A 26,661-nucleotide genomic window follows, 5' to 3' on the forward strand; every position below is an offset into this window, starting at 1 on the left:
GCTTCAACCTGCCGGTGGCAATTGGCAGGTGCCCAGCTCATCGAGCCTCAACGCCTCCTGGGTCAGGCGTTTGAGCTCGACGAGTTCGGCGCTTTCCCGCGCGCTCTGGATCGCGCCCATCTGGGTGTGATAGTCAGCGTCACCCAAGGTTTCCCTTTGCGCCCACACCGCTTCCATGCGATCGCCAAAAGGCTGGGTCAGGGTGTCGAACGAACCGCCATGGGTGCGCCTCAGGTAACTGCTCCAGAATGGCAGCTTCACCATATAGTTCAGCAGTTGCGGGGAAAGCTCGGCCTCCTTCAACTGCGCTTCGGCAACCTCCAGCATGTGCTCGGTCACCCCGGCCAGGCTGGCAAAGCGCATATGCCGGGGCTGCCCGGGCAAATGAAAGCGCTCCACCAGCCCGGTGCGATAAGCCAGGCTGACCTCCAGCGGGTCGAGCATCGGATGCTCGGCGCTGTGTCGGCTGGCCATGGACTCCAGGCGGTCGAGACGAAACAAGCCCCTGGCCAACCTGAGCAGCGGCTTGGCCGTGACCCTGCCGCCCTCCACCCGCTGCGAGGCCTCGTGGATTTCAACCAGCACCTCCAGGTCGCTGAAGCTCACGGCAGCGGCGTCATCACAGTTCAACGGCGTGGCCGCGCGCTCGAAAATCTCGGCCCGCAGTCGGGTATCGGCAGCGGCCGCCTCCAACACGCGCCAGATGCGGCGGTTCATGTCCTCGCGCACGTGGCTGGTGTCGGCGGCGCCCCCCAGGCCGGCCAGCAATTTGAACAGGCCGTCGGAGCCGGGCTCATCCTTGAGCCCCTGCCAGGTCTCGGCCTTTTCGGCGAAGTGTGTCGCGTATTCATCGCCCAGCCACAGCTCCCGGGCGGTCTGCTCGTTGAGTCGCGCAATGTCATCCTCAACGAAGCCCATGCCCACGCCGATGGTGTCCCGGTAACGGTTCAAGGCCTGACGAGTGCTGGCGTCCAGAGGGTTATGCCGCACGTTGATGACTTCGGTGTGCTCACGCGGCGCATTGAACAACCATGCCGGCAAACTGGCGATGTCATTGTCCCGCAGGTCGAGTTGCTCCAGGTACGGAACGCGGGTAAAGCCGGTGGGCAGACTGGTCAGCCGGCAGTTGCGCAGCATCAGGTTGCGCAATTCGAACATCTTGTTGACGACGGGCGGGTCCACCAGGGGATTGTTGCTCAGGTCGAGCACGACCAGGCTCTTCAGGTCCGCGAGTTTGGTGCGGGTGTACTCGGTCAGTTGCAGGTGGTTATCGGCCATGTACAGCTGCCTGAGCCACGGCATGTGCTGGAGCACTTCCGGCAGCCGCGTCAGCCGATTGCCGTTCAACGCCAGGCTGCGCAGCCCCTTGAAGTGCTTGAGGAAATACGCAACGTCATCGTTGAGCCCCATGCGTTTCAATGACAATTGCCGGACATGCTCGAACTGCACGTGCGCCGGCAAGGTCGGCAACGCCCCGATGGCCATGCCGTCCAGGGACAGGCTCGGCACTTTCTGATGGTGTTCATCCGGCGCCAGCGACGCATATTGCCAACAACGCTCGATGGCCCGAGCGGCCTGGTGTCGCGCCAGGCGGTAGTCTTGCAGCGCAATGTCCGAGTAGGGCTGCGCCGGTTTGTCCTTGGCCCACAGCCTCAACGCCCGCTGCAGTGCCTCATAGTGCTGCTCAAGGGTGCGCACGGCTTTGGCCCGGGACAGGTGATCGGTGCCCAAGTCCTGCAGGAAGGTCGACAGGCGCCGGTCATCGAATAACGGGAAGAGTTTGCGAGCCTTGCGCATCAAGCCCGCAGGCTGTGGAGGCGGCGCAGGCGGCGAGCCTTGCACGCACGACAGGGCCGGCTCCTCGGGTACCGCGCGCTCGGGCCATAAGTAACGGCCGATGCGATTGCGTTCATCCTGCGCCTTGCCAATCAATGCATGCCGCAGCTGGCTGGCCCTGCCGCTCGCGGTCAGGCGCAGCGCGTCGCGTTGGGCGGCAGGCAAACTGTTGAGCAACGCCTCGTAGAAACCTTCCGACCCGCCGGCCAACGCGCCCAAGGCCTTACCTTGCCCATCGTGGGCGCGAAAGCCCTTGGCCGACTGCACCACGATGCGCCTCATATCAGCGTCTGCGTGGCCCACCTGGCCCAGGACAGTGCCCTGTACGCTTTCGCGGCGTACCTGCAAGAACAGATCCCCGGGCCAGCCTGGAACCCGTTGCAGCAACCCGGTGGCCACGCGCCGTGTCGCATCGGTGGCCAGCTCCGGCAAGTACAGGCCGGCCAGGGCGGCGTCTTCCTCCAGCGCTTCCAGGGCTTCCCGGGCCCATTGGCTGACCCGCAGCGGCACACGCCCGGTATGACGCAAGTGCCAGCGCTCCGCCGTGGAGGCCTGGGTCATGACCTCCCAGGCCACCCGGATCGGCAATTGCGGCAAGCGCTGCTTGAGCTGGCCGTGATCGGTCTGATCGATGAAATCGGCATCCATGCGCAGCCGCTCATAGACCGCCTGATGGGTGGTCTTGAGCGAGGCGGTGAGACGCCGCGCCAGGGCCGCTTGCGCTTCGTCGGCGTGGAAGGTGCCCCCGAGCAATTGCGCGGTTTCCTCGGAGTCGAGGGCGGCCAGCAAGGTGGGCAGGATCTGTCCGTTCCGCAGTTGTTGCGTGGTGAGGTGGATGCTCAAGTCCTCGTAATCGAACGGCGCGGTATCTGGATGGCGCTCAAGCAGGTAGCCCTCGTCGTCGAGCAGTTCGAAAAAACGCCCACGGGGCCACCCGTCCATCAGCGGCAGGGCCAGCATCTGTACACGGGTGGTGGCCGCATTAAGCGGGGCTTGATGCTCCATTTGCCAGATCAGGTCGCGAACCCCCTGGTTCAGCTTGAACCGCAGCGCACAATCGCGCAGCCGCTCCGGCAGCGGCAGGTTCTGCCTGGCCAGTTGCTGCAAACGCGGCAAGGTCGAGCCGGTGATAGCGGCGATATCCTTCAGGTGTCCGGCCGGGAAAACGCTGAGACTGGGGTCCAGCCGCCCCAGGATATAGTCAGGGCTGCGCCATTCATCCGCCTGCTCGAACGAGAACTGCCAGCCGCCCTGGTAGTTGTGGGTCAAGGGCGGCCGATAGGCCGAATCCCGCTGCGGATGCCGGGCTCGCCAGCGCCCGGTGCGGGCGTCAAAGACAATCGAATACAGCGCCCCGTCGACATTCACATAGGACTGGCCATTGAGCTGGTAGACCCCACGGGGGCTGGCCACTGTGCCTTCGAGCGAGACGGTGTGGCGATACGGCTCGGTACGACTGCGCCATAAGCGCGTGGTCTTGTCGGGCAGCCGCACGGCTTCGAGGCTGTCGTAGAACCCCGCCGCCGACGGCGTGGTTCGCCACAGCCGGCCCACCACTTTCGTACCCGCGGCGAACAACGCCATGGCAGCGAGGTTTTCCGCGATGTTCGTCAGGTGCCTGAGGGCGCCGAGCTTGTCATGGTGCAGCCAGTCATCCACCCCCTCGAACACCTCGCCAAGCAACTGCCCAACGGCCACGCCGGTCATCAGTTGGCCCACCACCGGTACCACGAACCCGGCGACGTTGAGCACCGTCAAGCCGACATCCAGGTAATCCTGGATACGCTTGCGACGCGCGTCGTCATCGGCCTGGGCATTGGGAACCGCCAATACCTGCGCATCCAGCTGGATCTTGCCAACGCAGGCATTGAAAAAGAATGTCGACAACTTGCCTGTGACCGGGAGCGGCGTCACCCGCACGACGATTGCCTCCTGGTCAAAACGCTCGAAAAAACCGAAACGCTCGGACTCGTCCAGGTAACCCTTGAAGAAATCACGATAGGTACTGACGTGAAGCTTGAGGGTGAGGTAGAGCTTGAAATGCTCCAGTGATTCATAGCGGTACCACGGCCGCACGGGCTCGTTGGGCATATACACCACGATCGGGCCGCTGGAGAACCCTTCGGCCGATGCACTGGAAAACACCAATACCCCCCACAGGCAGGCGCCGTCGATGTTCAGGCCTTGCCAGGTCAGCGGCTGCTGGTTGAACCACAATTGCCGGATGTCCCTGGCGGGCATATCCGCCTTGACCAGACCCAGCAGCAACGCGCGGGTCGGTGCATCGATATCGCCCTTGGCATGGGCCAGATGCAGGTCGATCTGCATGTCCACGCAGCGGGATTGGCCGACCTGCGCCACCGAAGGATTGAAGTCCTGGTCGGGTGCCACCAGGTTGAACACTTCGCGCACATGGGTCTGATAGGCCTCTCCCAGGTTCAGCTCGCGGCAGTAGCCGATAAAGGCCTGGGCACTGAGGGTTTGCGCAACTTGGCGCATCGGGCCGATGCGCACCACGGCAGTGGTCGGCGAGCCGCCTGGCTCGGCAGCCGCCTGGGAGAAATTCTGCATGGCCGCTTGCAGCAGGCTGTGCTTCTCCAGATTGACGGTCTCAATCATCTGGCCGCCCAGGTCCTGGCTGACACCGCTGAACGAGCGCCGGGGGATTTCCAGGGTGTCGTTTTCGATGTCCAGGCCCCCATGCCCCTTGTCGTCCAGGAATGCCCTGAGCCGTCCGGCACAGAATTTATCCAGCGGTTGCAGACGGTTCAGCAATCGGTGCAGGGTTTCACGGGGGCGCTCGCTGTCGGCATACGCCTGCTCGATGGCCTGCAGTACATGGGAGTCGGCCTTGACCAACCAGGCCGGCAGCGTGTCGTGCAAGACCTGCGCTTTATCCAGGTCGCCGGTGATATTCAGCAGGGCCGCCATCAATTGGTCGTGGGGCACCGGCTCGAGCGCCTGGGTCAAATCAGTGGTTTGCGTCATTCGCAATGTTCCTTTATCGCGTTGAACAATGACGCCAGACGATAAGCGCTGCGATCGCGCAAAAGGGTTCAAATAGCTGCAGGATCAGCCCTCGTAACCGTCGATTTTTTGCATCTCACCTCGACTTAAGTACCGCCCCTTTCACCCACGCCGCACAGGCTGCTGGGGTGTTCCGAATGGGGGGCGGCGGTTTGCCATATAACTTATTGATCTAAAACTCCGCGTATAGCCTCGGGTCAGTCCCTAGGTACCCGCCCTTTTGGTGCGGGTCTTTCTATCCCTCCCCAACGGAAAAACCGGTAAGGAACCTATGTGCGGATTAGCTGGCGAGTTACGTTTCGATCACCAACCTGCGGACCTCGCAGCGGTGGAGCGAATTACCCATCATTTGGCCCCACGTGGCCCTGACGCGTGGGGCTTCCATGCCCAAGGGCCGATTGCCCTGGGTCATCGGCGCCTGAAAATCATGGACCTGTCGGACGGCTCCGCCCAACCGATGGTCGACGCCCAACTGGGCCTGTCCCTGGCGTTCAACGGCGCGATCTATAACTTTCCGGAATTGCGCCAGGAGCTTGAAGCCCTCGGCTACGCGTTCTATTCCGGCGGCGACACCGAAGTGCTGCTCAAGGGCTACCACGCCTGGGGCGAAGCGCTGCTGCCCAAGCTCAACGGCATGTTTGCCTTTGCCGTCTGGGAGCGCGATGCCCAGCGCCTGTTCATCGCCCGTGACCGTCTCGGCGTGAAGCCGTTGTACCTGTCGCGCACCGGCCAGCGCCTGCGCTTTGCCTCGGCCTTGCCGGCGCTGCTCAAGGGCGGTGATATCAACCCGATCCTAGATCCGGTGGCGCTCAATCACTACTTGAATTTCCATGCCGTCGTGCCTGCTCCGCGCACCTTGCTGGCGGGCATTGAAAAACTGCCGCCGGCCTCCTGGATGCGCATCGATGCCGAAGGCAACACCGAGCAGAAAACCTGGTGGACCCTGCCCTACGGCCCCCATGAAGATGAAAAAAACCTGAGCCTGGAAGACTGGACCGACCGCGTGTTGGACAGCACCCGCGAAGCCGTGGCCATCCGTCAACGGGCCGCAGTGGATGTCGGCGTACTGCTTTCCGGCGGCGTCGACTCGAGCATGCTCGTCGGCCTGCTGCGTGAAGTGGGCGTGCAGGACCTGTCGACCTTCTCCATCGGTTTTGAAGACGCCGGTGGCGAGCGTGGCGACGAGTTCCAGTATTCGGACCTGATCGCCAAGCACTACGGTACCCGTCATCACCAACTGCGCATTGCCGAACACGAGATCATCGAACAACTGCCGGCGGCGTTCCGCGCCATGAGCGAGCCGATGGTCAGCCATGACTGCATCGCCTTCTACCTGCTGTCGCGGGAAGTGGCCAAGCATTGCAAGGTGGTGCAGAGCGGCCAGGGCGCCGATGAGTTGTTCGCCGGTTACCACTGGTACCCGCAGGTCGACGGCGCGAGCGACCCGTATGCGGCTTATCGCGAGGCGTTCTTCGACCGCAGCTACGATGATTACGCCGCCACCGTCGCACCGAAATGGCTGACCGCCAACGACGCCGCCGGCGACTTCGTGCGCGAGCATTTCGCCATGCCCGGCGCGGACGCCGCCGTGGACAAGGCCCTGCGCCTGGACAGCACGGTGATGCTGGTGGATGACCCGGTCAAACGCGTCGACAACATGACCATGGCCTGGGGCCTGGAAGCGCGCACGCCCTTCCTCGACTACCGCCTGGTGGAACTGTCGGCCCGTGTACCGGGTAAATTCAAATTGCCCGACGGTGGCAAGCAGGTGTTGAAAGAGGCCGCGCGCCGGGTGATTCCGAGCGAAGTCATCGACCGCAAGAAAGGCTACTTCCCGGTACCGGGCCTCAAGCACTTGCAGGGCGACACCCTGAATTGGGTGCGCGAACTGCTGCTGGACCCAAGCCAGGATCGCGGCCTGTTCAACCCGGCCATGCTCGACCGCCTGCTCACCGACCCGCAGGGTCAATTGACCCCGTTGCGCGGCTCGAAGCTGTGGCAACTGGCCGCGCTGAACCTGTGGCTCAGCGAACAAGGAATCTGATTGATGAAACCCCATGCAGCGGCTTACAGCCAACGCTTGTTGAAGGGCCAGGCGCCGACCTACGAGCGCCTGCAAGCGCGTCTGGCCGAAGATGGCAGCCCATTGGCCGCCGAGCCGATCGCCGTGCATTGCGGCTGGGGCCGGTTGTTGATCGGCCATACCTTCCCGGACCCGGCGAGCCTGGCCCAGGAACTGCTCAACGAACAGCCCGGCGAGCGCGATATCGCGCTGTATGTGGCCGCGCCCCAGCAGATCCTCGGCATAGATCCGCAGCAGTTGTTCCTCGACCCATCCGACACCCTGCGCCTGTGGTTCAGCGACTACCGCCCGGCCACCCGTGTGTTTCGCGGCTTTCGGATTCGCCGGGTGCAGAGCGAGGCCGATTGGCTGGCGGTCAACCAGTTGTATCAAGGCCGCGGCATGCTGCCGGTCGACGCCGAACGCCTGACACCGCGCCATGAAGGCGGCCCGGTGTACTGGCTGGCCGAGGACGAAGACAGTGGCGCGGTGATCGGCAGCGTGATGGGCCTCAATCACCAGAAAGCCTTCCACGACCCGGAAAACGGTTGCAGCCTGTGGTGCCTGGCGGTCGACCCGCTGTGCACACGCCCCGGTGTGGGCGAAGTGCTGGTGCGCCACCTGGTGGAGCACTTTATGAGCCGTGGCCTGAGCTATCTCGACCTGTCGGTGCTGCACGATAATCGCCAGGCCAAGAACCTCTACGCCAAGCTCGGCTTCCGTGCCCTGACCACCTTTGCGATCAAGCGCAAGAACGGTATCAACCAGCCGCTGTTCCTCGGCCCCGGACCCCAGGCGGGGTTCAACCCGTATGCGCGGATCATTGTCGAAGAGGCCCATCGACGCGGCATCGATGTGCAGGTGGATGACGCCGATGCCGGTTTGTTCACCCTCAGCCATGGTGGCCGCCGCGTGCGCTGCCGCGAGTCGCTGAGCGACCTGACCAGCGCGATCAGCATGACCCTGTGCCAGGACAAGAGCCTCACCCACAAGGTGTTGAAAGCCGCGGGCTTGAAACTGCCTGCGCAACAACTGGCGGGCAGCGCCGATGACAACCTGGAGTTCCTCGACGAACACCAGCGCGTCGTGGTCAAGCCGCTCGATGGCGAGCAAGGCCAGGGCGTGGCGGTGGATCTGCAGAGCATTGAAGAGGTGCAGCAGGCAATCGAAGCCGCGCGCCAGTTCGACAGCCGCGTGTTGCTGGAGAGCTTCCACCAAGGCCTGGACCTGCGCATCCTGGTGATCGGCTTCGAGGTGGTCGCCGCTGCGATTCGCCGCCCTGCCGAAGTGACCGGTGACGGCCAGCATTCCATTGGTGCGCTGATCGAGGCCCAGAGCCGACGCCGGCAGGCGGCCACCGACGGCGAAAGCAAAATCCCCGTGGATGCAGAAACCGAACGCACCCTGCACGCCGCCGGCTACGACTACAGCAGCATCCTGCCCCGTGGCCAGACCCTGGCCGTGCGCCGCACCGCCAACCTGCACACCGGCGGCTGCCTGGAGGACGTCACCGCGATCCTCCATCCGACCCTGGTGGACGCCGCCGTGCGCGCCGCCCGCGCCCTGGATATCCCCATGGTGGGCCTGGACCTGATGGTGGCTGCGGCCGATCAACCCGAGTACGTCTTTATCGAAGCCAACGAACGGGCCGGCCTGGCCAACCATGAACCGCAGCCGACGGCGGAGAAGTTTGTGGACCTGCTATTCCCCCATAGCCAGCCGACAGCTCAATAACCCTGTGGTGAGCGGGCTTGCCACAACAAGCCCCTTGGCCACAACAGCCCCACTGGCCAAAGAATTTCACTTATTTCATCAGGAGTCTTCATGAGCCGAACCATCCCCGAACCGGATCTCAACTACCTGCAAAAAGTCCTGCTGGAAATGCTCGCCATTCCCAGCCCCACCGGGTTTACCGACACCATCGTGCGCTACGTCGCCGAGCGCCTGGAAGAGCTGGGCATCCCGTTTGAAATGACCCGGCGCGGCACGATTCGCGCCACCCTCAAGGGCCAGAAAAACAGCCCCGACCGCGCGGTGTCCGCGCACCTGGACACCATCGGCGCCGCCGTGCGCGCGATCAAGGACAACGGCCGCCTGACCCTCGCGCCCGTCGGCTGCTGGTCGAGCCGCTTTGCCGAGGGCAGCCGCGTCAGCCTGTTTACCGACAACGGTGTGATCCGTGGCAGCGTGTTGCCGTTGATGGCCTCCGGGCACGCGTTCAACACCGCCGTGGATGAAATGCCGGTGAGCTGGGACCATGTGGAATTGCGCCTGGATGCCTACTGCGCCACCCGCGCCGATTGCGATTCCCTGGGGATCGGCATCGGTGACTACGTGGCGTTCGACCCCTTGCCCGAGTTCACCGAGAGCGGGCATATCAGTGCCCGCCACCTGGACGATAAAGCCGGCGTCGCCGCGCTGTTGGCTGCGCTCAAGGCCATCGTCGACAGCGGCGAACCGTTGTTGATCGACTGCCACCCGCTGTTCACCATCACCGAGGAAACCGGCAGCGGCGCCGCGGCGGCTTTGCCCTGGGATGTGAGTGAGTTTGTCGGTATCGATATCGCCCCGGTCGCCCCCGGCCAGCACTCCAGCGAGCACGCGGTCAGTGTGGCCATGCAGGATTCCGGCGGGCCGTATGACTATCACCTCTCCCGCCACCTGCTGCGCCTGGCCTCGGATAACGACTTGCCCGTGCGCCGCGACCTGTTCCGCTATTACTTCAGCGATGCCCATTCGGCGGTGACGGCCGGCCACGACATCCGCACCGCGCTGCTGGCGTTCGGTTGCGATGCGACCCATGGTTATGAGCGCACCCATATCGACAGCCTGGCGGCGCTGAGCCGGCTGTTGGGCGCGTATATCCTCAGCCCGCCGGTGTTCGCCAGTGACGCACAACCGGCCCAGGGCTCACTGGACCGGTTCAGCCATCAGATCGAGCACGAAACGCAGATGGAGAGCGACACGCGTGTGCCGTCGGTGGACAGCCTGGTCGGCCAGAAGTCCTGACGCTGGCAACTGCGGTCCCGGCGCAGTAGGATCGCCGGGATCCATCATCTGAGGCTTGTATGCTGATTCCCTACGATGCACTTGAAGTCGACACCCTGACCCGCCTTATCGAAGACTTCGTGACCCGCGACGGCACCGACAATGGTGACGACACGCCCCTGGAAACCCGCGTGCTGCGGGTGCGCCAGGCGCTGACCAAGGGCCAGGCGCTGATTGTGTTCGACCCGGACAGCGAGCAGTGCCAGTTGATGCTCAAGCACGATGTGCCCAAGCATCTGTTCGACTGACTCAGGGGTTGGTGGCGGTTTGGGATTGCGGGGTTTGACGCTTGAGGATCTTTTGGTGGACCTCGGCACGATGGACATGCACCCCGACGGGCGCAACAACACCAAATTTCACCTGATTACCATTCAGCTCGAGAATGCGCACGGTGATGTCATCACCGATGGCGATGATTTCGCCTACGGCGCGGCTTAAGACCAGCATGGCGGTTGTCCTTATTGAATGACAGGACCCCGACCATGCGCGCTGGGTGTGGGCGCAGCAATGCCTCGCGGCAAAATCAGGCAACACCTACATATGCAGGTAAATTGCCTGACAGACTACTGCCTGATCAGCCCTTAACAGCCTGTGCCTTGGCGCGCATCTTGTCGGCCATGGTGGTCATTTCGTCATAGAGCAACTGCGGGTTCTTCTGCTTCAAGGCCCACGCCATCCGCCCCTGCTCATGGGGCAGGATCATGAATTCGCCCTGCGCCACACGCTGGTAGATGTAGTCGGCAATGTCCGCCGCCGAGATCGGCGAACTCTCCAACAACTTGCCGACCTGCGCCTTCATCGCCGGTGTGGGCCCACGAAACGAATCCAACAGGTTGGTCTGGAAGAACGACGGGCACACCACGTGCACGCCGACTTCCTGCTGCTTGAGCTCCACCAGCAAACTCTCCGACAGCGCCACCACACCGGCCTTGGCCACGTTGTAGTTGCTCATGGCCGGCCCCTGCATCAGGGCCGCCATCGAGGCGATGTTGATGATGCGGCCCTTGCTCTTTTCCAGCAGCGGCAGGAACGCCTTGCAGCCCTTGACCACGCCCATCAGGTTGATTGCGATCTGCCAGTCCCAGTCCTCCAGGGACAGTTCGGCAAAGAAACCGCCCGAGGCCACGCCGGCATTGTTGACGATCACATCGATGCCGCCCAGCTTCACTTCGCAGGCCTGGGCAAACGCCGTGAGCTGGCTGTAGTCGCGCACGTCGCAGCGCTGGATAAAGCCATCGCCACCGGCTTCACGCACGCGCTTCAGGGTGTCCTGCAAGCCTGGCTCGCTGACGTCCGACAAGGCCAACTGCCAACCCTCACGGGCCCAGCGCAGAGCGATTTCACGACCCAGGCCGGACCCGGCGCCAGTGATCATCATGCGATTTTGCATAGGAAGTAGCCTTGTGGTTCACAGAAGAAGTGATCGGCAGTGTAGCGAAGGTTTTTCCTGCACCCACGCACCATCAGAGTGATGAATGCCCCAGGCAAACCGTGGGCCGGGTCGGATACCTGCCGTCCGCCTAAGTTCAATGTTTTTCAACTAATAAGTGCTGGATGAGCGCGAATTAAAAGAAATAAGCGACTGATCGAAATGCTTTAAAAAAACATGGAATTTTCTGCGAAGCACCAGAGTCGGAGTAGTTAAGGCGTCTGTAATTAACTCTGCAGGCCTATCGTTAAACAACCGGTCTTTGCAGAAAGACAATAAGGAAAAAACCATGAGCCTCATTCTGATCATTATCTTGATCCTCCTGCTGGTCGGCGGCCTGCCGGTATTCCCGCACTCGCGTAATTGGGGTTATGGCCCGTCGGGTATCCTCGGTGTGGTGCTGGTGGTGCTGCTGGTCCTGTTGTTGCTGGGCCGGATATAACCGCCCCGCGGTAATAACGAAGCAAAAAAAGAGGCCTTGAAAAAGGCCTCTTTTTTATTGCCGGTTAATTAGTCCGGCTTACCGTTTACAACGCCTGCGGTGTTATCCAGCAAACTCTTGGTCGCGGTTTGCAGGAACGCTTCGAGTTTCTGCTTGAGTGCAGCCTCGTCCGGCGATTCGGCAATCACTTTACCGCTCGGGTTGGCGCCCAGTTCGTATTGCCACAGCTTCGGTGGCATTTCCTTGGGCAGTACCAGAATGCGGTCTGCGGTGACCAAGGCCACGGTCTGGTCGCTGCCCGATGGCTTGATCACGCCAAAGCCCTTGTCGCCTTCCGGCAGGTTCAGCAGGTCGCGGCCCCAGCATTGGTGCAGGGTGTCGCCACCCAGGCGGCCCATGATGGTCGGCACGATGTCGATCTGGGTGCCCACGGTGTGGTCACGCTCGCCGAACTTCTCCTGCATGCCCGGTGCAATCATCAGCATCGGCACGTTGAAGCGGCCCAGGTCCATCTCGGTGATCTGCTGTTCGTTGCCGAAGCCGTGGTCGCCCACGATCACGAACAGGGTTTCCTTGAAGTACGGCTCCTTGCGGGCCTTTTCAAAGAACTGGCCCAGGGCCCAGTCGGAGTAACGCATGGCCGTCAAATGCTCGTTGAGGCTGCCACGGTCGGTGACTTTCTCCACCGGCAATGGCGTCGGCAACGCGTACGGCGTGTGGTTGGACAGGGTTTGCAGGAGTGCGTAGAACGGCTTGCCGCCTTCACGGGCCTTCAACTCTTCCAGGCCACGGTTGAACATGTCCTGGTCGGACACGCCCCAGGTTGGGTCGGAGAACACCGGGTCGACGAAGTCGTTGCGGCCGATGAAGTTGGTCATGCCCTGGTTGCTGAAGAAGCCCGACTGGTTGTCCCAGGCGAAGTCACCGTTGTAGACATACACGTCGTTGAAATCACGGGCGCTGAGCAACTGCGGCAGGCCCGACAGCTTGTGGCTGCCTTCCGGGGTCTGCATCAGGTATTCAAAGCCTGGCAGGTTCGGGAAGCAGGCCATGGTGGCGAACATACCCTGGTGGGTATGGGTGCCGTTGGAGAAGAAACGGTCGAACAGCAGGCCTTCCTTGGACAATTTGTCGAAGGATGGCGTGATGTTGCCGGGACGCCCCAAGGCGCCGACCGAGTGACCGGCGAAGCTTTCCATCAGGATCACGACCACGTTCTTGATCGGCAGGGTCTTCTCGGCCGGTGGCGTGTAGTCGCGGCGTACGGCGGCGATGTCGGTATCGACCAGTTTTTCCTGTGGCAGCACCAGCATGTCACGCACGGTCTGGGTGGCCAGCGGCTGGTCCAGGGTCGCCTTCCAGATGTTGGAGCGGTCCTCACCGAACCGGGCCTTGGCCGCCGCGATCAGCGACAAGGTGCCATTGAGGCCCAACTGGTTGGCGAAGTTCGAATCGGTGGTGTACACGTCGCCCCAACGCAGCGGCGGGCCCTGGCGCAGGGTGCCACGGGCGGCAACCACGGCGATCAGCAGGCACACGACGAACACCGCGATGCGGCTGTACCACGGCGCCACCTGGCGCGTGCCGATGCTGCCACCACTGAACGGGCCACGTGGGCGCGTCGCGCGGTCGGCGCCTTTGAACGCGATGCTCAGGATCAGCGTGCCCACGGCCCAGGCCAGCAGGTAGCGCACCACCGGGAAACCGTACCAGAGCATGCTCATCACGGTTTTCGGGTCTTCCTTCACATACTGGAAGACCAGGCCGTTGAGGCGCTGGTGGAACTCGCGGTAGAAGTCCATCTCCATCAAGCCCAGGAACAGGGCGATGCTGGACGCAAGGGTCAGCCAGAAGCGGAATAACCCACGCGCGGCCATGGCCCGTACGCTGAACAGTGCCAGCAGCAGCGGGATCAGCAGGTAGACCACCAGGCGGATGTCAAAACGCAGGCCGTTGGCGAACGCTTCAAGGAAGGTCGAGGCCGGCGTGTCGAGGATCATCTCGCGGTTGTAGACCAGCAGCGCCAGGCGCAGCAGGGAGAACATCACCATCATGACCAGTGCGCAGAGCAGCGTGTACGCCAGATGGGATTTGACGGTCGGTTGCAGCAGGCGATTAGAAGCTCGCTGCTGACTCAGGGCGTCCGGGTTTGCCATGTCGTTTCAGGACCCATTGGAAGTTTAAGTGACGAAGTAATGCAGTGGCGCGAATGGTGCCCGATCAATGCCATCAAGGCTATTAATTACTGAACGAGCACCGCTGCGCCGCCTTTAAAAGCACCTGAGGCAGGGCCTTGGCAGGGAGATAGAGCCGGCGGATTGTCTTGGATAAGATGTGAAAATTGTGTGCAGCGAATATTTCGACACACAAATCTCTGGAGCGCGCTGAAAACCAATGTGGGAGGGGCTTGCTCCCTCCCACATTTACTGTGCCCACTCCAAATTGAGTGCGGGGGGGGGGGTCAGATGCGCACGTTGCCGCGCGGCCCGGCGATAGCCCAGATGATCAGGCCCAGTACCGGCAGCAGCAGGATCAACAGGATCCACAACACCTTGGCCCCGGTGCTTGCGCCGCTTTTGAACACATTGATGATCGCCCAGATATCCAGCGCCAGGATAATCAGCCCGATCAGACCGTTGAAAGTGGAACCCATGGTGTCGCTCCTAAGTGAGGGCATGCCCTTGTAGGATAGCCAGCCCTGGCCGGGGTTCCGTTTTATTTCAGACGTGCACGGCGACCTTCAGCGCTTCCAGGGATGGCTCGGCCTGGATGCCGACTTCGGCACACAACGCCAGCACGCGCGGCAGGTCATTGCCGAACACCAGCACCGCCTGGATCTCGTCGTCCAGCAACTGGCTGAAGTTGAGCAGCACATAACCGCCGTCTTCCGGGCTCAGGGCGCTCATCTGGATCTGGATACGGTTGAGGGCGGTGAGACTATCAGTCTTGGCCAGTTGCTTGGGTTTGAGGTTGAACGCCACACCCGGGCCGAACGACGCGACGATCTGCGCAAACAGGTCGCCATAGGTATCGGCCTGGAACAGCACGGTATCCGGCAGGCTGCCGACCACTACCCACTCCCCCAGCGGGATCGGAAAGCTGTCGTCGTAGTTGATATCCGGGTTGGCCGCCAGGAAGGCCGCCGGGTCGGCGTAGGCTTGGGCGGCCTCTTCGGCAATGCGCGCCACCTCGTCCTCGCCCATGACCCCGGCGCTGATTTTACTGATAAGTTCGACGAGGGCGGTTTTCATGGGGTGATCCTGTAGCGGGCTGGTTTTTGAGGGCGCACAGCCTACACCAGTTTCTCCAACTGCGCCGCCGTGTCCTTCGCCCCCATGGTCTGCGCCGCCGCCAGCGCAGTCGCGCCCTGGGCATCGGTGACCTTGGGGTTGGCGCCTTGGCTGAGCAGGTAGTCGAGCATCTCGACGCGGTTGAACATGGCGGCCATCATCAGGGCGGTACGCCCGTCGGACGAGGCGGCCTCGATTGGCGTGCCCCCTTCAATCAGCGCCTTGACCACCGGCAAGTGGCCCTTGAAGGCAGCGCCAGCGATGGGCAACTGGTTCTTGTCATTGGCGATCAGCGGGTCGGCCTTGAACTCCAGCAGCACTTTTACCGCTTCGGCATGGCCGTGGTAGGCAGACAGCATCAGCAAGGTATCGCCGTTGTGGTTGCGAAAGTTGGCCGGCAAGCCTTTGGCCAGGAGCGCGGCGAGCATGGCGGCGTCGCCTTTGCGGGCGACGTCGAAGACCTGCTCGGCAAATTCGGCGGCTTCGTCTTCAGTCATTTGTTTGGCTTGGTCTGACATGTGGGGGCTCCTTGTCTGGTGCTTTATAGGCCGCCAGTGTCGCGAGGGAGTTCCCCACTGTCATGCCCTTTTTAGCAAAAGCGGCCATAGACAGAATCAATAGCGGAACTGGCCGCCCTGGATCTGCGCCAACAGTTGCCCGGTGACCGGCACATAGCAGTCCGACCCCGGCAGCCAGGCATACACCGGGTCATTGCCGGCCTTGTCCGGATCAAAGGCTTCTTCCTTGAGCTTGACCTTCTGGTACTTGAAGGTACCGGTGGTTTCCATCTTGACCTTGATCCGCAGGAAGAGCGGCACCGCATAGTGGGGCAACTGGCCGTGGGCGAATTGCAGCAGCTCGCGCATGTCCAGCGCGGCCAGGGATTCACTCGGGGTGATGGCGACCATGCCCGCGCGGCCATTGGTGTTTTCGATCTCGACGCCATAAGCCACTACTTCGGCGATCTGCGGGTGTTGCAGCAGGACGTTCTCGACCTCGGTGGTGGACACGTTTTCACCTTTCCAGCGATAGGTGTCCCCCAGGCGATCCACAAATTGCGCATGGCCAAAGCCGATGCTGCGCAACAAATCGCCGGTATTGAAGTAGCGATCACCTTTTTCAAACACGTCGGTGAGTACCACCTTGCGATTCTTTTCCGGGTCGGTGTAGCCGTCGAAGGGGGATTTTTCATCGATCCTCGCCAACAACAGGCCCTGCCCGCCCGTGGGGACTTTACGCATAAAGCCATCGCTGCCACGCAGCGGCTCACCGTTGTCATGGGCGTAGTCCACCAGCGCCCAGTGCTGGAGGCAGAAGCCGATGGTGTTGTCGAAATTCAGCACGTTGGTAAAACCGATATTGCCGTCACTGGCCGCGTACAGCTCACAGATATGCTCCACGCCATAGCGTGCCTTGAACTGCGCCCACACGCCGGGGCGCAAGCCATTGCCGACCATCTTGGTCACACGGTTATCACGATCGTTTTCGCCGGGTGGCTGGTCGAGCAGGTAACGACACAACTCACCGACATAGCCGAGGGTGGTCGCCTTGAATCGGCGCGCATCGTCCCAGAACTGGCTGGCGCTGAACTTGCGGCGAATGGCGAAGCCCGAGGCCCCGACAATCGCCGAGCCCCAACACACGCAAAGGCCGGTGGCGTGGTACAGCGGCAAGGTGCAATACAGGACGTCGTCAGGGCCCATGTCCAGCGCGATGCTGCCGAAGCTGACGGCAGTCTTGGTCCAGCGGCCGTGTTTCATGATGCCGGCCTTGGGCAGGCCGGTGGTGCCGGAGGTGTAGATATAGAAGCAAGGGTCGTTGAAGAAGATCTGCGCAGTGCTGGCCGGGTTGTCCACCGGGCACGCGGCGCTCGCCGCCAACAGGTCGATATACCCCTGCGGCACCAGGCTGGACGGCTGATCGGCGACGAACCAGGTTCGATCAGCCGCGATGGCCACCTGATCGCGCACCGCGTCATAGGGGGCCACCAGTTCCGCGCCGACAATAATGGCTGCCGGGCTCACCAGGGTCAGGCTGTGCACCAGCGCCGCCTGGGTTTGCGCGGTATTGAGCATCGCGCAGATGCCACCCAGCTTGGCCACGGCCAGCACGTTCAAGAGCAATTCGGGGCGGTTTTCGATAAACAGCGCCACCACGTCCCCCTTGCCGATGCCCTCGACTTGCAGGTGGTGGGCAATACGGTTGGCGCGCTGGTTGGCGTCGGTGTAGCTGAGCACACGGTCGCCGTACAGCAATGCGTTGCCGTCGGGGTTGCGCAGGGTGGCTTGCTCAAAGTGCCAGCCCAGCCCGCAAGGCTGCGCGGGGTCGGTGACATTGGCGGCACGCATGCCGCGCACTACGCGCGGCAGGGCGCGAACGATGGCCGGCACCTTACTCAGCAGCTTGCCCCAGGTGATCATGTCGTTGTGCGGGTGGCTCATGGAGAAACGTCCTTTTTCTTATTCTTCGTCTGATCCCGAAGCACCGACACCTCCGTAAGAGGAAGGCCGAATGCATTGCAGGAAAATACGTCAGCCGTTCTTCGGCTGTACACGCGGGATTTGAAAAGTTTTGTATCCCGTCGGGTGGGTGCTCAAAAAAGGAATTTAGCTGCCCGCGAGTAGTCTTTATCCGTACAGGGGCGCCAACCCCATCCTATCGAGTAACGCAAAATGCAGGATGCATGATGGCCATTCATGCAAATTGCACGAAAGCGAAAATCTACTGTATTTTCAAGCCATTGATTTATAAGGATATTTTTTAAATCATAAGCTGGCACAATCACTGCACCTATCACTCCATGCTTGCCAACTTGAGCCAACGGAGCTGATAGACATGAGCCTGATCCAAGATAAATTCGCTTCAGTATTCTCCAACTACGACGTCACCACCCAGCCTCGTCCCGACGGCGGCATTCTGTTGACCCTGCGCAACAGTGACGGCAAGCAGGTCAAGCGTTCGATCTCTTACCAGCAGTTGCACACCGCCGATCAATTGACCTGGGTGATCAGCGCGATTCGTCGCGACCTGGCCGAACAAGCCAGTGAACTGCCGCAAATTTCGATGTTGCAAAGCCAGAACCGCTTTGCCCTGCCGACCTACCATTCGGCGTAAATACCGCAGTCATAACAAGGCCGCGACGCTCTTGAGCGTCGCGGCCTTTTTTGTTTGACGATGACTCCAGCCCGGCACTTCGCTGAACTGCGCCTGAGCCCGATACAGCTGTTTATACGCGAGTTCAACATCTGCCGGTGCCGTCTCGTCTTATAGAGTCGGCACCGGGGTGCCGCCGTTCAAGGCTGGAATCTTTGAAAACACCTCAGCCATGAAATCCATGAACACGATAGCCCGCGTGGGGAGCAATCTATTGGCGACATAAACCATCTGCACGGGGACAGGTGGAGCCCCATGGTTGGTGAGAATGAACTGTAATCTCCCGCTGTTCAGCCCGCCCTCAAACAGCCACGCGGGTCCATGCGCCACACCCAGGCCCGCCACGACCGCCGCACTCACAGCGTCGGGCGAGTTGACCCTGAGCCTGCCGGTAATCGGAATCTCCGCGTCCCGGAATCGCCAGGTCGCCCCGGACGACAGTAAGGTGTAGATGATGCAATCGTGGTCGCGTAGATCCTCCGGGGTCTGCGGAACGCCGCGTTTAGCCAAGTAGTCCGTGCTGGCGACGAAGACCCGGTCGTACCATCCAAGAGGCCGGGCGCGCAAGGTGCTGTCCTCCAGCAGTCCTATGCGAATGGCGAGTTCGGTGCCTTCATTGACCAGGTCTACGTATCGATCGTTGAGTTGGAGATCCAAGATCAATTGAGGGTAGCGCTCCAGAAAGGCCGGCACATGCGGCAGCACAAACGCGTGTGCGAGAGCTGTCGGACAGGCTACGCGCAAGAGTCCCGATGGATCGACGCTGTTTCTGAAGGACGATTCGGATTCATCCACCGCATCCAGGATGCGCCGGATGTCCGCATAGTAGCGTTCGCCCTCCGGTGTCAACGACAGCTTGCGAGTAGACCGGTGGAGCAAACGCGTCTGCAAATGATCCTCCAGAGCCGCTACATAACGGCTTACATTCGGTTGCCCCAGCCCTAGATCACGTCCTGCCGCCGAAAAGCTCCCGGTTTCTACAGCACGCGCGAAGCACGTCATCAACAGAAATCGGTCCACTTCTCCACCTCAATTCATGCTCAATTTGCATGAATTATATGCGAATAAGCAGTCTTATATACCATGGGGCATGAGCGCATATTCTCCCTGTCGACCGCGGTGGTCGTCATTCACCGGAGAATTCAAATGTCGCGCTTGCAAGGTAAACGTACGCTCATTACTGGCGGCACCAGTGGCATCGGGCTGGAAACGGCAAAGCAGTTCCTGGCGGAGGGTGCTCGCGTGATCGTAACGGGGGTCAACCCCGATTCGATTGCAAAGGCCCAGGCCGAATTAGGCCCGGAAGTGCCGGTGCTGCGCGCCGACTCGGCCAGCGTTGCGGCACAAAAGGAGCTGGCACACGTCATCAAGGAACACTACGGCCAACTCGACGTTGCCTTCCTCAATGCCGGCGTATCCGTCTGGCAGCCCATTGAGGAATGGACGGAAGATATGTTTGACCGCTCTTTCGACATCAACGTCAAAGGGCCGTACTTCCTGATGCAGGCGCTGTTGCCGGTCTTCGCCAATCCTGCTTCGGTCGTGTTGACGACTTCCGTAAGCGCCCATGCAGGCGCAGATCGCTCGTCCGTGTATGCCGCAACGAAGGCCGCACTGCTGAACATGTCGAAGACGCTCTCGACCGAATTGCTGGGCCGTGGCATCCGTGTCAACGCAGTGAGCCCTGGCCCCGTCGAGACGCCGCTTTACGACAAGCTGGGTATTCCGCAAGCTTATCGCGCGCAGCTTAACAAAGAGATTGCGGCAACCATTCCGCTTGGGCGCTTCGGTACCTCCGACGAGGTGGCCAAGGCAGTGCTGTATCTGGCATCCGACGAGTCGCGCTGGACGCTCGGCTCTGAAATCGTCCTTGACGGCGGCCGCCTGCTGAATGGCTAAGCGCGCAGCTCAAGAATTACGCGAATGCCACATCGCCCGGGCTGAGTTAATCAGGTACTGAACGCCGGCCCCAGCACTCAGGGACGAAACAGTCCAATCCAGACTGCGCACACAGCGGTACGCGGGAAACCTCTGCCGCTGTTTGCGCTTGATAAACCATCCAGGGCCACTAAAAGCAATGAACGCTCTTACGCTGATAAGCCACCCACTATGCCCATTCGTACAGCGCGCCGCGATTGTGCTGCTTGAAAAGGGTATCCAATTCGATCGGATAAATGTCGATTTATCAGCCAAGCCAGACTGGTTCCTGGCAGTTTCGCCAACCGGCAAGGTCCCGGTGCTCAAGGTGCGCCGGGACAATGCAAAAGACGCGATCCTATTCGAAAGCATGGTCATCTGCGAGTACCTCGACGAAACCCAAGGCGGCGCGCCGATGTACCCCGTCGATGCGTTAGCTCGCGCACGGAATCGCGCGTGGATCGAGTTCGCGTCGCAGGCGCAGGCTGAAGCCTGGCAGTTTCTCCACGCTCGTGACTCTGCGACCGCAGATGCCAAGCGCACCGCATTTCGCGAACGGCTCGGCAAACTGGAGTCAGAAATAGGCGTGGGGCCGTTCTTCAATGGCTCGGCCTTTGGAATGGTTGATGCGGTTTATGCCCCGCTTTTCCGTTACTTCGAGAGTATCGACGCAACTGTCGCACACCAGATTTTCGACGGCCTTCCGCGCATTTCGGCTTGGCGTGAGGCGCTTGAGGCGCGCTCCAGCGTAAGGGATGCCGTTGTCGAAGACTATGCCGATCGTTTCCAGACGCATCTGCGCCAACAAGGAGCGCTGATCGCTGCCGCTTAGCCGACGCGATCAATCAAAAGACTGACGTCGAGCCTAGCGCCACCAATGCGACGTTAGGCATCGAGCCCCCCCGAATGTGGGCGACACGATGAGGTCAATTAGGAGCAAGGTCGAGCTCATGGCATTACCGTTATTCCGCGTCAGGTACCGCCTCCGCTACGCCCGTTCATTGACACCCTCCGGAACTGGAGCCGAGTCGGTCGCCGAGGACATTCTGAAGGGGCATCCACGTAAGCACGACTTCGTTATGGCTGGACGATGACGCTTCAAACCGATTGCTTCGGTGGCCGAAAGCTGGGGTCAGCATAAACCTTGGCGTGCCGCCTCATTCATCGCCTGCACTCGGTTGGTCACGCCAAATTTGCCGTAGATATTGCGCAGGTGGAATTTCACCGTGGCTTCGGACGTGGCGCGAATCTGGCTGATCTCCCAGACGGTCTTGCCTTCGGAGGCCCAACGCAGGATTTCCAATTCCGTAGGGGTCAGTGGTTTTCCGGACAAGCTCAAACGCCTCCTGGCGGCGTTGGGCACCGAATGTGGCACTGGAGACAATTCCCTGGGGCCTCTCATTAGTTTCACTCCCTTTTGCTGGCTATCGCCCTATCACCTTCGGATTCCTCCTATTGACAGGTGATATAAACGTTGTTGCCGCAAAGAGTTACATAACCAATGGCACTAAGGCGCAGGCCCCGCGATAAACAGCCGGGCCTTACAAGAATAAGAGTTTATTCCCACAACAACTTCCAACATGCGGGGGTTGAAGTTTTCGATATGTCGTAATCAGTCATCCAGCCCGGGAAAGCGTCGGGCGATATCGTCGCCCGTCAACTCCGGCACCGGGTTTTGCGCCTGATTGAAGAGTCGCAGCGTTATACAGTGGGGGTTCTCCCCCATATCAAACCAATGCGGCATACCGGCGGGTACCAACAGCAGATCGTTTTTTTCACAACGCACGGCATACACGTAGTCGCCAACATGCAGGTTGAACAAGCCCTGGCCGGCGATGAAAAAATGCACTTCGTCTTCGCTGCAGCGGCGTTCATCCAGGAACCGGGCACGCCATTCGGCTTTTTGCGGGTGGTCGCTGGTGACACTGAGCACCGCCACCGCACCGTAGCCGAGGGCATCGATCTGCGGCTGATAGGCGGCAATCATCTCAGCGTCGCTGGCGCCCCTCTCGATCAGGGCAGGCTGCCAGCGCTCGAACCGCACACCGTGCTCGGCCAGGGTAGCGGCGATGTCGTCGACATGGGTCAGGACCTTGTTCGGGGTATCCGGTGAAGCGACGGGGTAGACGGCGACATAACTCATTGAAGGGTTCCTTGGTTCTGCTCTTGCAATCGAAAACCGATGATAGCGGCGGCGGCCAGGGCGGCGACGCTGGCAATACTAAAGGTGAAGGTCGGCCCCAGCAGGTTCCAGCTGTAGCCGGAATACAGCGCACCCAGCGCACCGCCGGTGCCGGCCAGGGCGGCGTACAGCGCCTGGCCCTGGCCTTGTTGCTTATCGCCAAAGCTGCGCTGCACAAAGGCAATCGCTGCGGCGTGAAAACTGCCGAACGTGGCAGCGTGCATGACCTGCGCCAGCAACAGCACCCACAGCAGTTCGGCAAACGAGCCCAGCAACAGCCAGCGCAGGGCCGCCAGCAGGAAACTGGCCAGCAGCACCCGGCGTACCGAAAAACGTGTGAGGATGCGGCTCATGCCCAGGAACATCAGCACTTCCGCCAGCACTCCCAGGGCCCACAGCATGCCGATCATGCCACGGCTGTAGCCAAGGTGTTCCAGGTGCAGGGTCAGGAAGGTGTAATACGGGCCATGGCTCATTTGCATCAGCGCCACGCAGGCGTAAAACGCCAGTACGCCGGGACTGCGCAGCTGCTTGAGGAAACCATCAGCGGCCAGACGATTGCCGTGGCTGGCGGGCTGCGCATTCGGGACCCACAGGCTGGCACCGATGATGCCGGCCATGATCACCACGACCACCACCGGGTAGATATCCAGGCTCAGCCAGTCGAACAGGCGGCCCATGATCACCACGGTGAGGATAAAACCGATGGAGCCCCACAGGCGCACCTGGCTATAGCGCGCGGTCTGTTTTTGCAGGTGGGCCAGGGTGATCACTTCAAACTGCGGCAGCACCGCGTGCCAGAAGAACGCATGCAGGGCCATCACCAGGGCCAGCCAGGCGTAGGAGTGGCTGACGAAGATCAGGGAAAAACTCAGCAGGGTGCACACCGCGCCGAAGCGCACGATGGCCAGGCGTCGGCCGCTGTAGTCGCCCAGCCAGCCCCACAGGTTGGGGGCCACGCAGCGCATCAGCATGGGGATGGCCACCAGCTCGCCGATGCGCGCGCTGGAGAACCCCAGGTGGTCGAAGTACAGCGCCAGGAACGGCGCCGTCGCCCCGAGCAGGGCGAAGTAGAACAGGTAGAAGCTGGAGAGGCGCCAGTACGGGAGGGCTGTCACCGCCGCGCCGTCACAGCTGGCCCAGCACCGGGGTACTCACGCGCACATCGGCATTTTGCCCGCGATTGCGCAGCAGGTGGTCCATCAACACGATGGCCATCATCGCTTCGGCAATCGGCGTGGCCCGGATGCCCACGCACGGGTCGTGACGGCCCTTGGTGATCACGTCCACCGGGTTGCCGTGCACATCGATCGAACGGCCCGGGGTGGTGATGCTCGAGGTGGCCTTGAGTGCCAGGTGCGCAACAATCGGCTGGCCGGAGGAAATACCGCCGAGGATGCCGCCCGCGTTGTTGCTGAGGAAGCCTTCCGGCGTCAGTTCATCGCGGTGCTCGGTGCCACGCTGGGACACGCAGGCGAAACCGGCGCCAATCTCCACGCCTTTCACGGCATTGATGCTCATCAGCGCGTGGGCCAGTTCGGCGTCGAGGCGATCGAAAATCGGCTCGCCCAGGCCCGGCTTGACGCCTTCGGCGACCACGGTGATCTTGGCGCCGACCGAATCCTGGTCGCGGCGCAGCTGGTCCATGTAGGCTTCCAGCTCCGGTACTTTGTCCGGGTCAGGGCAGAAAAAGGCGTTGTCTTCCACGCTGTCCCAGGTCTTGAACGGGATTTCAATCGGGCCCAACTGGCTCATGTAGCCACGGATGACGATGCCCTGGGTCGCCAGGTATTTCTTGGCGATGGCGCCGGCTGCCACCCTCATCGCGGTTTCACGGGCCGAGCTGCGACCGCCGCCACGGTAGTCGCGTTCGCCGTATTTATGGTGGTAGGTGTAGTCGGCGTGGGCCGGGCGGAACAGATCCTTGATCGCCGAATAGTCCTTGGACTTCTGGTCGGTATTGCGAATCAGCAGGCCGATGGCGCACCCGGTGGTACGACCTTCGAACACCCCGGAGAGGATCTCGACTTCGTCGGGCTCCTGGCGCTGGGTGGTGTGGCGGCTGGTGCCGGGCTTGCGACGGTCGAGGTCACGCTGCAGGTCTTCCAGGGACAGCTCGAGGCCGGGCGGGCAGCCGTCGACAATGGCGACCAACGCCGGGCCATGGCTTTCGCCCGCGGTGGTGACAGTGAACAGCTTGCCGAAGGTATTGCCGGACATGCAGGGCGCTCCGTGAAATCAGTTGAATCAAGTCAACCGTAATAACTTAAGGCGGCCAGTATACGCAGGCTAACCGACTAGTTCATCCTCGAAACCTTACCGGTAGACCTTGGTCCAACCGGCACCTTCCTCATGATGGCGCGATGATGCTGCGAGTTCTTCTGTTTACCCTGACCCTGTTTACCGCCGTGGCCCACGCCGCCTCCCCTGTCGTACTGCAACGCCCGATCAGCCTGGACACCGGCAGTGGCGAACTGTTTGGCTCGCTGCTGCTGCCGCAGTCCGACAAACCGGTACCGGTGGTGTTGATCATCGCCGGCTCCGGCCCCACCGACCGCAACGGCAACAGCGCCGACGGCGCACGCAATGACAGCCTCAAGCGCCTGGCCTGGGTGCTGGCCCGGCATAACATCGCCAGCGTGCGCTACGACAAGCGCGGTGTGGCCGCCAGCCTCGCCGCCACGCCCGACGAACGCAACCTGACCCTCGATGCCTACGTGGCCGACGCGGTGGCCTGGGGTAAATTGCTCAAGGCCGACACACGCATGGGCCCGCTGATTGTGCTGGGCCACAGCGAAGGCGCGCTGGTTGCCGCCCTCGCCGCCCCCCAACTCGACCCGGCTGGAGTCATTTCCCTGTCCGGCAGCGCCCGCCCGGTCGACCAGGTGATCCGCCAGCAACTGGCCGATCACCTGCCCCCTGCCCTGCTGCTGCGCAGCAATGAAATCCTTGATCACCTCAAGGCCGGTCAGGTGGACGCCGATGTGCCTGGCCCGTTGCAGGGCATTTTCCGACCCAGCGTGCAGCCTTATCTGATCAGCCTGTTTCGCGCCGACCCTTCAGCGGCCTTTGCGAAACTGCGCATGCCGGCGTTGATCATCCAGGGCAGCAACGATATTCAGGTCGGTGTGGGCGACGCCGAGCAACTCAAAAGGGCCAAGCCCGATGCCGAACTGGCGGTGATCGAAGGCATGAACCACGTGATGCGCATCGTGCCCAACGACGTAAAGCAACAATTGGCCTCCTACAATGACCCGCAATTGCCGCTCGCCGCTGAACTGGGCACCCGCTTGGCAGGCTTTATCGACGGACTTCAACCCCGTTAACCGACAATTTGCCTCCAGTCCTGCAAAAAGCGGCCGATAAGCCCAGAGTCGACAGCAAAAAGACTGTCGACTGGCAGGGCTTGGACAGGATCGCACCGCATGACAACCACTGAAGCAACACCGGAACCGACCGCCGACACCCCGGCTGAAAAAACCGAGGCCATCGACACGGCGGCTCCCCTGCCGTGGGCGGATGTTCAGGCCGAGCATTTCAAGATGCTGCGCCTGGCCCCGCTGGCCACCGACCGCGCCACCGGCCTGCGGCCGCTGCGGTTCGTACAGTTCGGCTATGCCGAGCGCCATGACAAACACCACAGCCTGTTGCGCATGGTGATCCAATTGCCGGGGCAGCGGGTGCGCCGTGAGCAGAACCATCTGGATATCTGGGTGGATCACGATAAACACCGCGTGCACTTCGGCCCGGGCAACAGCCTGGAAATCGAACCGGCCAACCGCGGCATCGGCCGCTTCCTGGTGGCCCAGGGCGCCGCGTGGGCGAAGAAAAAATGGTCAAGCTACCGCGTCGACGGCGTGGACCTGGCCAACAAGGACGCACTCAACGAAGCCACACGCCTGCGCCGCGATCACTTCCTGCGCGTCCAGGGTTTCGATGTGGCCTACGCCGATGTGCAGCACCTCAAAGGCAACGTGCAGCCGGGCAAGGTCAGCGACGTACTGGACAGTTGGAACACCGAGAAGGTGCAGTTCGTGGAGATCCTTGAAGCCGCGCAGATGCTGCAACAGGCCGAGCACAACCTGCTGGAGCAGGAAGTGAAGCTGCGCAAGGAAGAAGAAAAGGTCACCAAGTTCAAGCGTGAGGACAGCGGGTTGCGCTTTACCATCACCTGCCTGGTGGCATTTACCGTGTTTCAGGCGGGGCTGTTGATCTGGATTGCCACGCACCGATAGCCGGCTGGAAAGCCATCGAAAGGTGGGAGGGGGCGTGGCC

23 protein-coding genes are annotated in these 26,661 nt (G+C 61.6%); 10 read left to right on the top strand and 13 right to left on the bottom strand.

Going from position 1 to position 26,661, the window contains the following annotated elements; all coding sequences use genetic code 11:
* Positions 1-3: 3 nt before the first annotated feature.
* The gene (locus BLQ09_RS02190) at positions 4-4,824 is read right to left on the bottom strand and encodes an NEL-type E3 ubiquitin ligase domain-containing protein (RefSeq protein ID WP_092355074.1); all 4,821 of its coding nucleotides are present in this window, start codon (positions 4,822-4,824) and stop codon (positions 4-6) included.
* A gap of 310 nt (positions 4,825-5,134) precedes the next feature.
* On the opposite strand from BLQ09_RS02190, the gene BLQ09_RS02195 reads away from it, so the two are divergent.
* The 4 genes from BLQ09_RS02195 to BLQ09_RS02210 all read left to right on the top strand — a co-directional run bounded on the left by BLQ09_RS02195 (position 5,135) and on the right by BLQ09_RS02210 (position 10,221).
* On the top strand, positions 5,135-6,907 hold the full coding sequence (locus BLQ09_RS02195) for an N-acetylglutaminylglutamine amidotransferase (protein WP_092355077.1): 1,773 nt from the start codon (positions 5,135-5,137) through the stop codon (positions 6,905-6,907).
* Positions 6,908-6,910: 3 nt separating this feature from the next.
* A complete protein-coding gene (ngg, locus tag BLQ09_RS02200; RefSeq protein ID WP_027603951.1) occupies positions 6,911-8,659 on the top strand; it encodes an N-acetylglutaminylglutamine synthetase in 1,749 nt (582 codons plus the stop codon).
* 90 nt (positions 8,660-8,749) lie between these two features.
* A complete protein-coding gene (locus BLQ09_RS02205; protein WP_027603950.1) occupies positions 8,750-9,934 on the top strand; it encodes an osmoprotectant NAGGN system M42 family peptidase in 1,185 nt (394 codons plus the stop codon).
* A 59-nt stretch (positions 9,935-9,993) separates the two neighbouring features.
* Positions 9,994-10,221, top strand: a complete 228-nt coding sequence (locus tag BLQ09_RS02210) for a YheU family protein (RefSeq protein WP_003236706.1) — start codon at positions 9,994-9,996, stop codon at positions 10,219-10,221.
* Between the two features lies 1 nt (position 10,222).
* Here the strand turns inward: BLQ09_RS02210 and csrA are convergent, their stop codons facing one another.
* Complete coding sequence (gene csrA / locus BLQ09_RS02215; RefSeq protein ID WP_092355080.1) at positions 10,223-10,420, bottom strand: carbon storage regulator CsrA; 198 nt, start codon at positions 10,418-10,420, stop codon at positions 10,223-10,225.
* Between the two features lie 127 nt (positions 10,421-10,547).
* Positions 10,548-11,363, bottom strand: a complete 816-nt coding sequence (locus BLQ09_RS02220) for an SDR family oxidoreductase (protein ID WP_065940493.1) — start codon at positions 11,361-11,363, stop codon at positions 10,548-10,550.
* A 328-nt stretch (positions 11,364-11,691) separates the two neighbouring features.
* Between BLQ09_RS02220 and BLQ09_RS02225 the strand changes: the two genes are divergently transcribed.
* On the top strand, positions 11,692-11,844 hold the full coding sequence (locus tag BLQ09_RS02225) for a DUF3309 family protein (protein ID WP_015885095.1): 153 nt from the start codon (positions 11,692-11,694) through the stop codon (positions 11,842-11,844).
* A 68-nt stretch (positions 11,845-11,912) separates the two neighbouring features.
* Here the strand turns inward: BLQ09_RS02225 and BLQ09_RS02230 are convergent, their stop codons facing one another.
* The 5 genes from BLQ09_RS02230 to BLQ09_RS02250 form a co-directional block, all read right to left on the bottom strand.
* Positions 11,913-14,000, bottom strand: coding sequence for an LTA synthase family protein (locus BLQ09_RS02230; protein WP_065940494.1), 2,088 nt, complete (start codon positions 13,998-14,000; stop codon positions 11,913-11,915).
* A gap of 305 nt (positions 14,001-14,305) precedes the next feature.
* The gene (locus BLQ09_RS02235) at positions 14,306-14,497 is read right to left on the bottom strand and encodes a PLDc N-terminal domain-containing protein (RefSeq protein WP_003172956.1); all 192 of its coding nucleotides are present in this window, start codon (positions 14,495-14,497) and stop codon (positions 14,306-14,308) included.
* A 67-nt stretch (positions 14,498-14,564) separates the two neighbouring features.
* Positions 14,565-15,095, bottom strand: coding sequence for a hypothetical protein (locus BLQ09_RS02240; RefSeq protein WP_092355083.1), 531 nt, complete (start codon positions 15,093-15,095; stop codon positions 14,565-14,567).
* Between the two features lie 41 nt (positions 15,096-15,136).
* On the bottom strand, positions 15,137-15,652 hold the full coding sequence (locus BLQ09_RS02245; protein WP_092355086.1) for an ankyrin repeat domain-containing protein: 516 nt from the start codon (positions 15,650-15,652) through the stop codon (positions 15,137-15,139).
* Positions 15,653-15,748: 96 nt separating this feature from the next.
* A complete protein-coding gene (locus tag BLQ09_RS02250; RefSeq protein WP_092355089.1) occupies positions 15,749-17,575 on the bottom strand; it encodes a long-chain-acyl-CoA synthetase in 1,827 nt (608 codons plus the stop codon).
* Positions 17,576-17,969: 394 nt separating this feature from the next.
* Here BLQ09_RS02250 and BLQ09_RS02255 point away from each other — a divergent pair, with 394 nt between their 5' ends.
* Positions 17,970-18,248 (top strand): DUF3509 domain-containing protein, encoded by a 279-nt coding sequence (locus tag BLQ09_RS02255; RefSeq protein ID WP_027603943.1) that lies wholly within the window; start codon positions 17,970-17,972, stop codon positions 18,246-18,248.
* Between the two features lie 150 nt (positions 18,249-18,398).
* Here BLQ09_RS02255 and BLQ09_RS02260 read toward each other — a convergent pair whose 3' ends face one another.
* The gene (locus tag BLQ09_RS02260; protein WP_092355092.1) at positions 18,399-19,307 is read right to left on the bottom strand and encodes a LysR family transcriptional regulator; all 909 of its coding nucleotides are present in this window, start codon (positions 19,305-19,307) and stop codon (positions 18,399-18,401) included.
* A gap of 126 nt (positions 19,308-19,433) precedes the next feature.
* Here BLQ09_RS02260 and BLQ09_RS02265 point away from each other — a divergent pair, with 126 nt between their 5' ends.
* Both BLQ09_RS02265 and BLQ09_RS02270 read left to right on the top strand, forming a co-directional pair.
* Positions 19,434-20,186 carry an SDR family oxidoreductase gene (locus BLQ09_RS02265; RefSeq protein ID WP_092355095.1) on the top strand — a complete coding sequence of 251 codons (753 nt, stop codon included), beginning with the start codon at positions 19,434-19,436 and terminating at the stop codon, positions 20,184-20,186.
* Positions 20,187-20,364: 178 nt separating this feature from the next.
* Positions 20,365-21,036, top strand: coding sequence for a glutathione S-transferase family protein (locus BLQ09_RS02270; RefSeq protein ID WP_092355097.1), 672 nt, complete (start codon positions 20,365-20,367; stop codon positions 21,034-21,036).
* A 300-nt stretch (positions 21,037-21,336) separates the two neighbouring features.
* Here BLQ09_RS02270 and BLQ09_RS02275 read toward each other — a convergent pair whose 3' ends face one another.
* The 4 genes from BLQ09_RS02275 to aroC all read right to left on the bottom strand — a co-directional run bounded on the left by BLQ09_RS02275 (position 21,337) and on the right by aroC (position 24,606).
* Positions 21,337-21,606, bottom strand: a complete 270-nt coding sequence (locus BLQ09_RS02275) for a response regulator transcription factor (RefSeq protein WP_027603939.1) — start codon at positions 21,604-21,606, stop codon at positions 21,337-21,339.
* A 210-nt stretch (positions 21,607-21,816) separates the two neighbouring features.
* Positions 21,817-22,347: a 1,2-dihydroxy-3-keto-5-methylthiopentene dioxygenase gene (locus tag BLQ09_RS02280; RefSeq protein WP_092355099.1), complete on the bottom strand. Its 531-nt coding sequence runs from the start codon at positions 22,345-22,347 to the stop codon at positions 21,817-21,819.
* Positions 22,344-23,504 (bottom strand): MFS transporter, encoded by a 1,161-nt coding sequence (locus tag BLQ09_RS02285; RefSeq protein WP_027603937.1) that lies wholly within the window; start codon positions 23,502-23,504, stop codon positions 22,344-22,346. Before BLQ09_RS02285 ends, BLQ09_RS02280 begins: the two co-directional genes overlap by 4 nt.
* Before the next feature lie 10 nt (positions 23,505-23,514).
* Positions 23,515-24,606, bottom strand: coding sequence for a chorismate synthase (aroC, locus tag BLQ09_RS02290; protein WP_027603936.1), 1,092 nt, complete (start codon positions 24,604-24,606; stop codon positions 23,515-23,517).
* Between the two features lie 143 nt (positions 24,607-24,749).
* Between aroC and BLQ09_RS02295 the strand changes: the two genes are divergently transcribed.
* Both BLQ09_RS02295 and BLQ09_RS02300 read left to right on the top strand, forming a co-directional pair.
* Entirely contained in the window at positions 24,750-25,712 is a 963-nt protein-coding gene (locus BLQ09_RS02295) for an alpha/beta hydrolase (RefSeq protein ID WP_027603935.1), read from the top strand.
* 99 nt (positions 25,713-25,811) lie between these two features.
* Positions 25,812-26,621: a hypothetical protein gene (locus tag BLQ09_RS02300; RefSeq protein WP_027603934.1), complete on the top strand. Its 810-nt coding sequence runs from the start codon at positions 25,812-25,814 to the stop codon at positions 26,619-26,621.
* Positions 26,622-26,661: the final 40 nt, after the last annotated feature.

The organism is Pseudomonas sp. NFACC25, assembly GCF_900100935.1.
Lineage (GTDB): Bacteria > Pseudomonadota > Gammaproteobacteria > Pseudomonadales > Pseudomonadaceae > Aquipseudomonas > Aquipseudomonas marginalis.

Bases quoted from the DNA above. Each gene is read 5' to 3' on its own strand.
- BLQ09_RS02190 (WP_092355074.1), bottom strand. From the start codon at position 4,824: ATGACGCAAACCACTGATTTGACCCAGGCGCTCGAGCCGGTGCCCCAC.
- BLQ09_RS02195 (WP_092355077.1), top strand. From the start codon at position 5,135: ATGTGCGGATTAGCTGGCGAGTTACGTTTCGATCACCAACCTGCGGAC.
- ngg (WP_027603951.1), top strand. From the start codon at position 6,911: ATGAAACCCCATGCAGCGGCTTACAGCCAACGCTTGTTGAAGGGCCAG.
- BLQ09_RS02205 (WP_027603950.1), top strand. From the start codon at position 8,750: ATGAGCCGAACCATCCCCGAACCGGATCTCAACTACCTGCAAAAAGTC.
- BLQ09_RS02210 (WP_003236706.1), top strand. From the start codon at position 9,994: ATGCTGATTCCCTACGATGCACTTGAAGTCGACACCCTGACCCGCCTT.
- csrA (WP_092355080.1), bottom strand. From the start codon at position 10,420: ATGCTGGTCTTAAGCCGCGCCGTAGGCGAAATCATCGCCATCGGTGAT.
- BLQ09_RS02220 (WP_065940493.1), bottom strand. From the start codon at position 11,363: ATGCAAAATCGCATGATGATCACTGGCGCCGGGTCCGGCCTGGGTCGT.
- BLQ09_RS02225 (WP_015885095.1), top strand. From the start codon at position 11,692: ATGAGCCTCATTCTGATCATTATCTTGATCCTCCTGCTGGTCGGCGGC.
- BLQ09_RS02230 (WP_065940494.1), bottom strand. From the start codon at position 14,000: ATGGCAAACCCGGACGCCCTGAGTCAGCAGCGAGCTTCTAATCGCCTG.
- BLQ09_RS02235 (WP_003172956.1), bottom strand. From the start codon at position 14,497: ATGGGTTCCACTTTCAACGGTCTGATCGGGCTGATTATCCTGGCGCTG.
- BLQ09_RS02240 (WP_092355083.1), bottom strand. From the start codon at position 15,095: ATGAAAACCGCCCTCGTCGAACTTATCAGTAAAATCAGCGCCGGGGTC.
- BLQ09_RS02245 (WP_092355086.1), bottom strand. From the start codon at position 15,652: ATGTCAGACCAAGCCAAACAAATGACTGAAGACGAAGCCGCCGAATTT.
- BLQ09_RS02250 (WP_092355089.1), bottom strand. From the start codon at position 17,575: ATGAGCCACCCGCACAACGACATGATCACCTGGGGCAAGCTGCTGAGT.
- BLQ09_RS02255 (WP_027603943.1), top strand. From the start codon at position 17,970: ATGAGCCTGATCCAAGATAAATTCGCTTCAGTATTCTCCAACTACGAC.
- BLQ09_RS02265 (WP_092355095.1), top strand. From the start codon at position 19,434: ATGTCGCGCTTGCAAGGTAAACGTACGCTCATTACTGGCGGCACCAGT.
- BLQ09_RS02270 (WP_092355097.1), top strand. From the start codon at position 20,365: ATGAACGCTCTTACGCTGATAAGCCACCCACTATGCCCATTCGTACAG.
- BLQ09_RS02275 (WP_027603939.1), bottom strand. From the start codon at position 21,606: ATGAGAGGCCCCAGGGAATTGTCTCCAGTGCCACATTCGGTGCCCAAC.
- BLQ09_RS02280 (WP_092355099.1), bottom strand. From the start codon at position 22,347: ATGAGTTATGTCGCCGTCTACCCCGTCGCTTCACCGGATACCCCGAAC.
- aroC (WP_027603936.1), bottom strand. From the start codon at position 24,606: ATGTCCGGCAATACCTTCGGCAAGCTGTTCACTGTCACCACCGCGGGC.
- BLQ09_RS02295 (WP_027603935.1), top strand. From the start codon at position 24,750: ATGATGCTGCGAGTTCTTCTGTTTACCCTGACCCTGTTTACCGCCGTG.
- BLQ09_RS02300 (WP_027603934.1), top strand. From the start codon at position 25,812: ATGACAACCACTGAAGCAACACCGGAACCGACCGCCGACACCCCGGCT.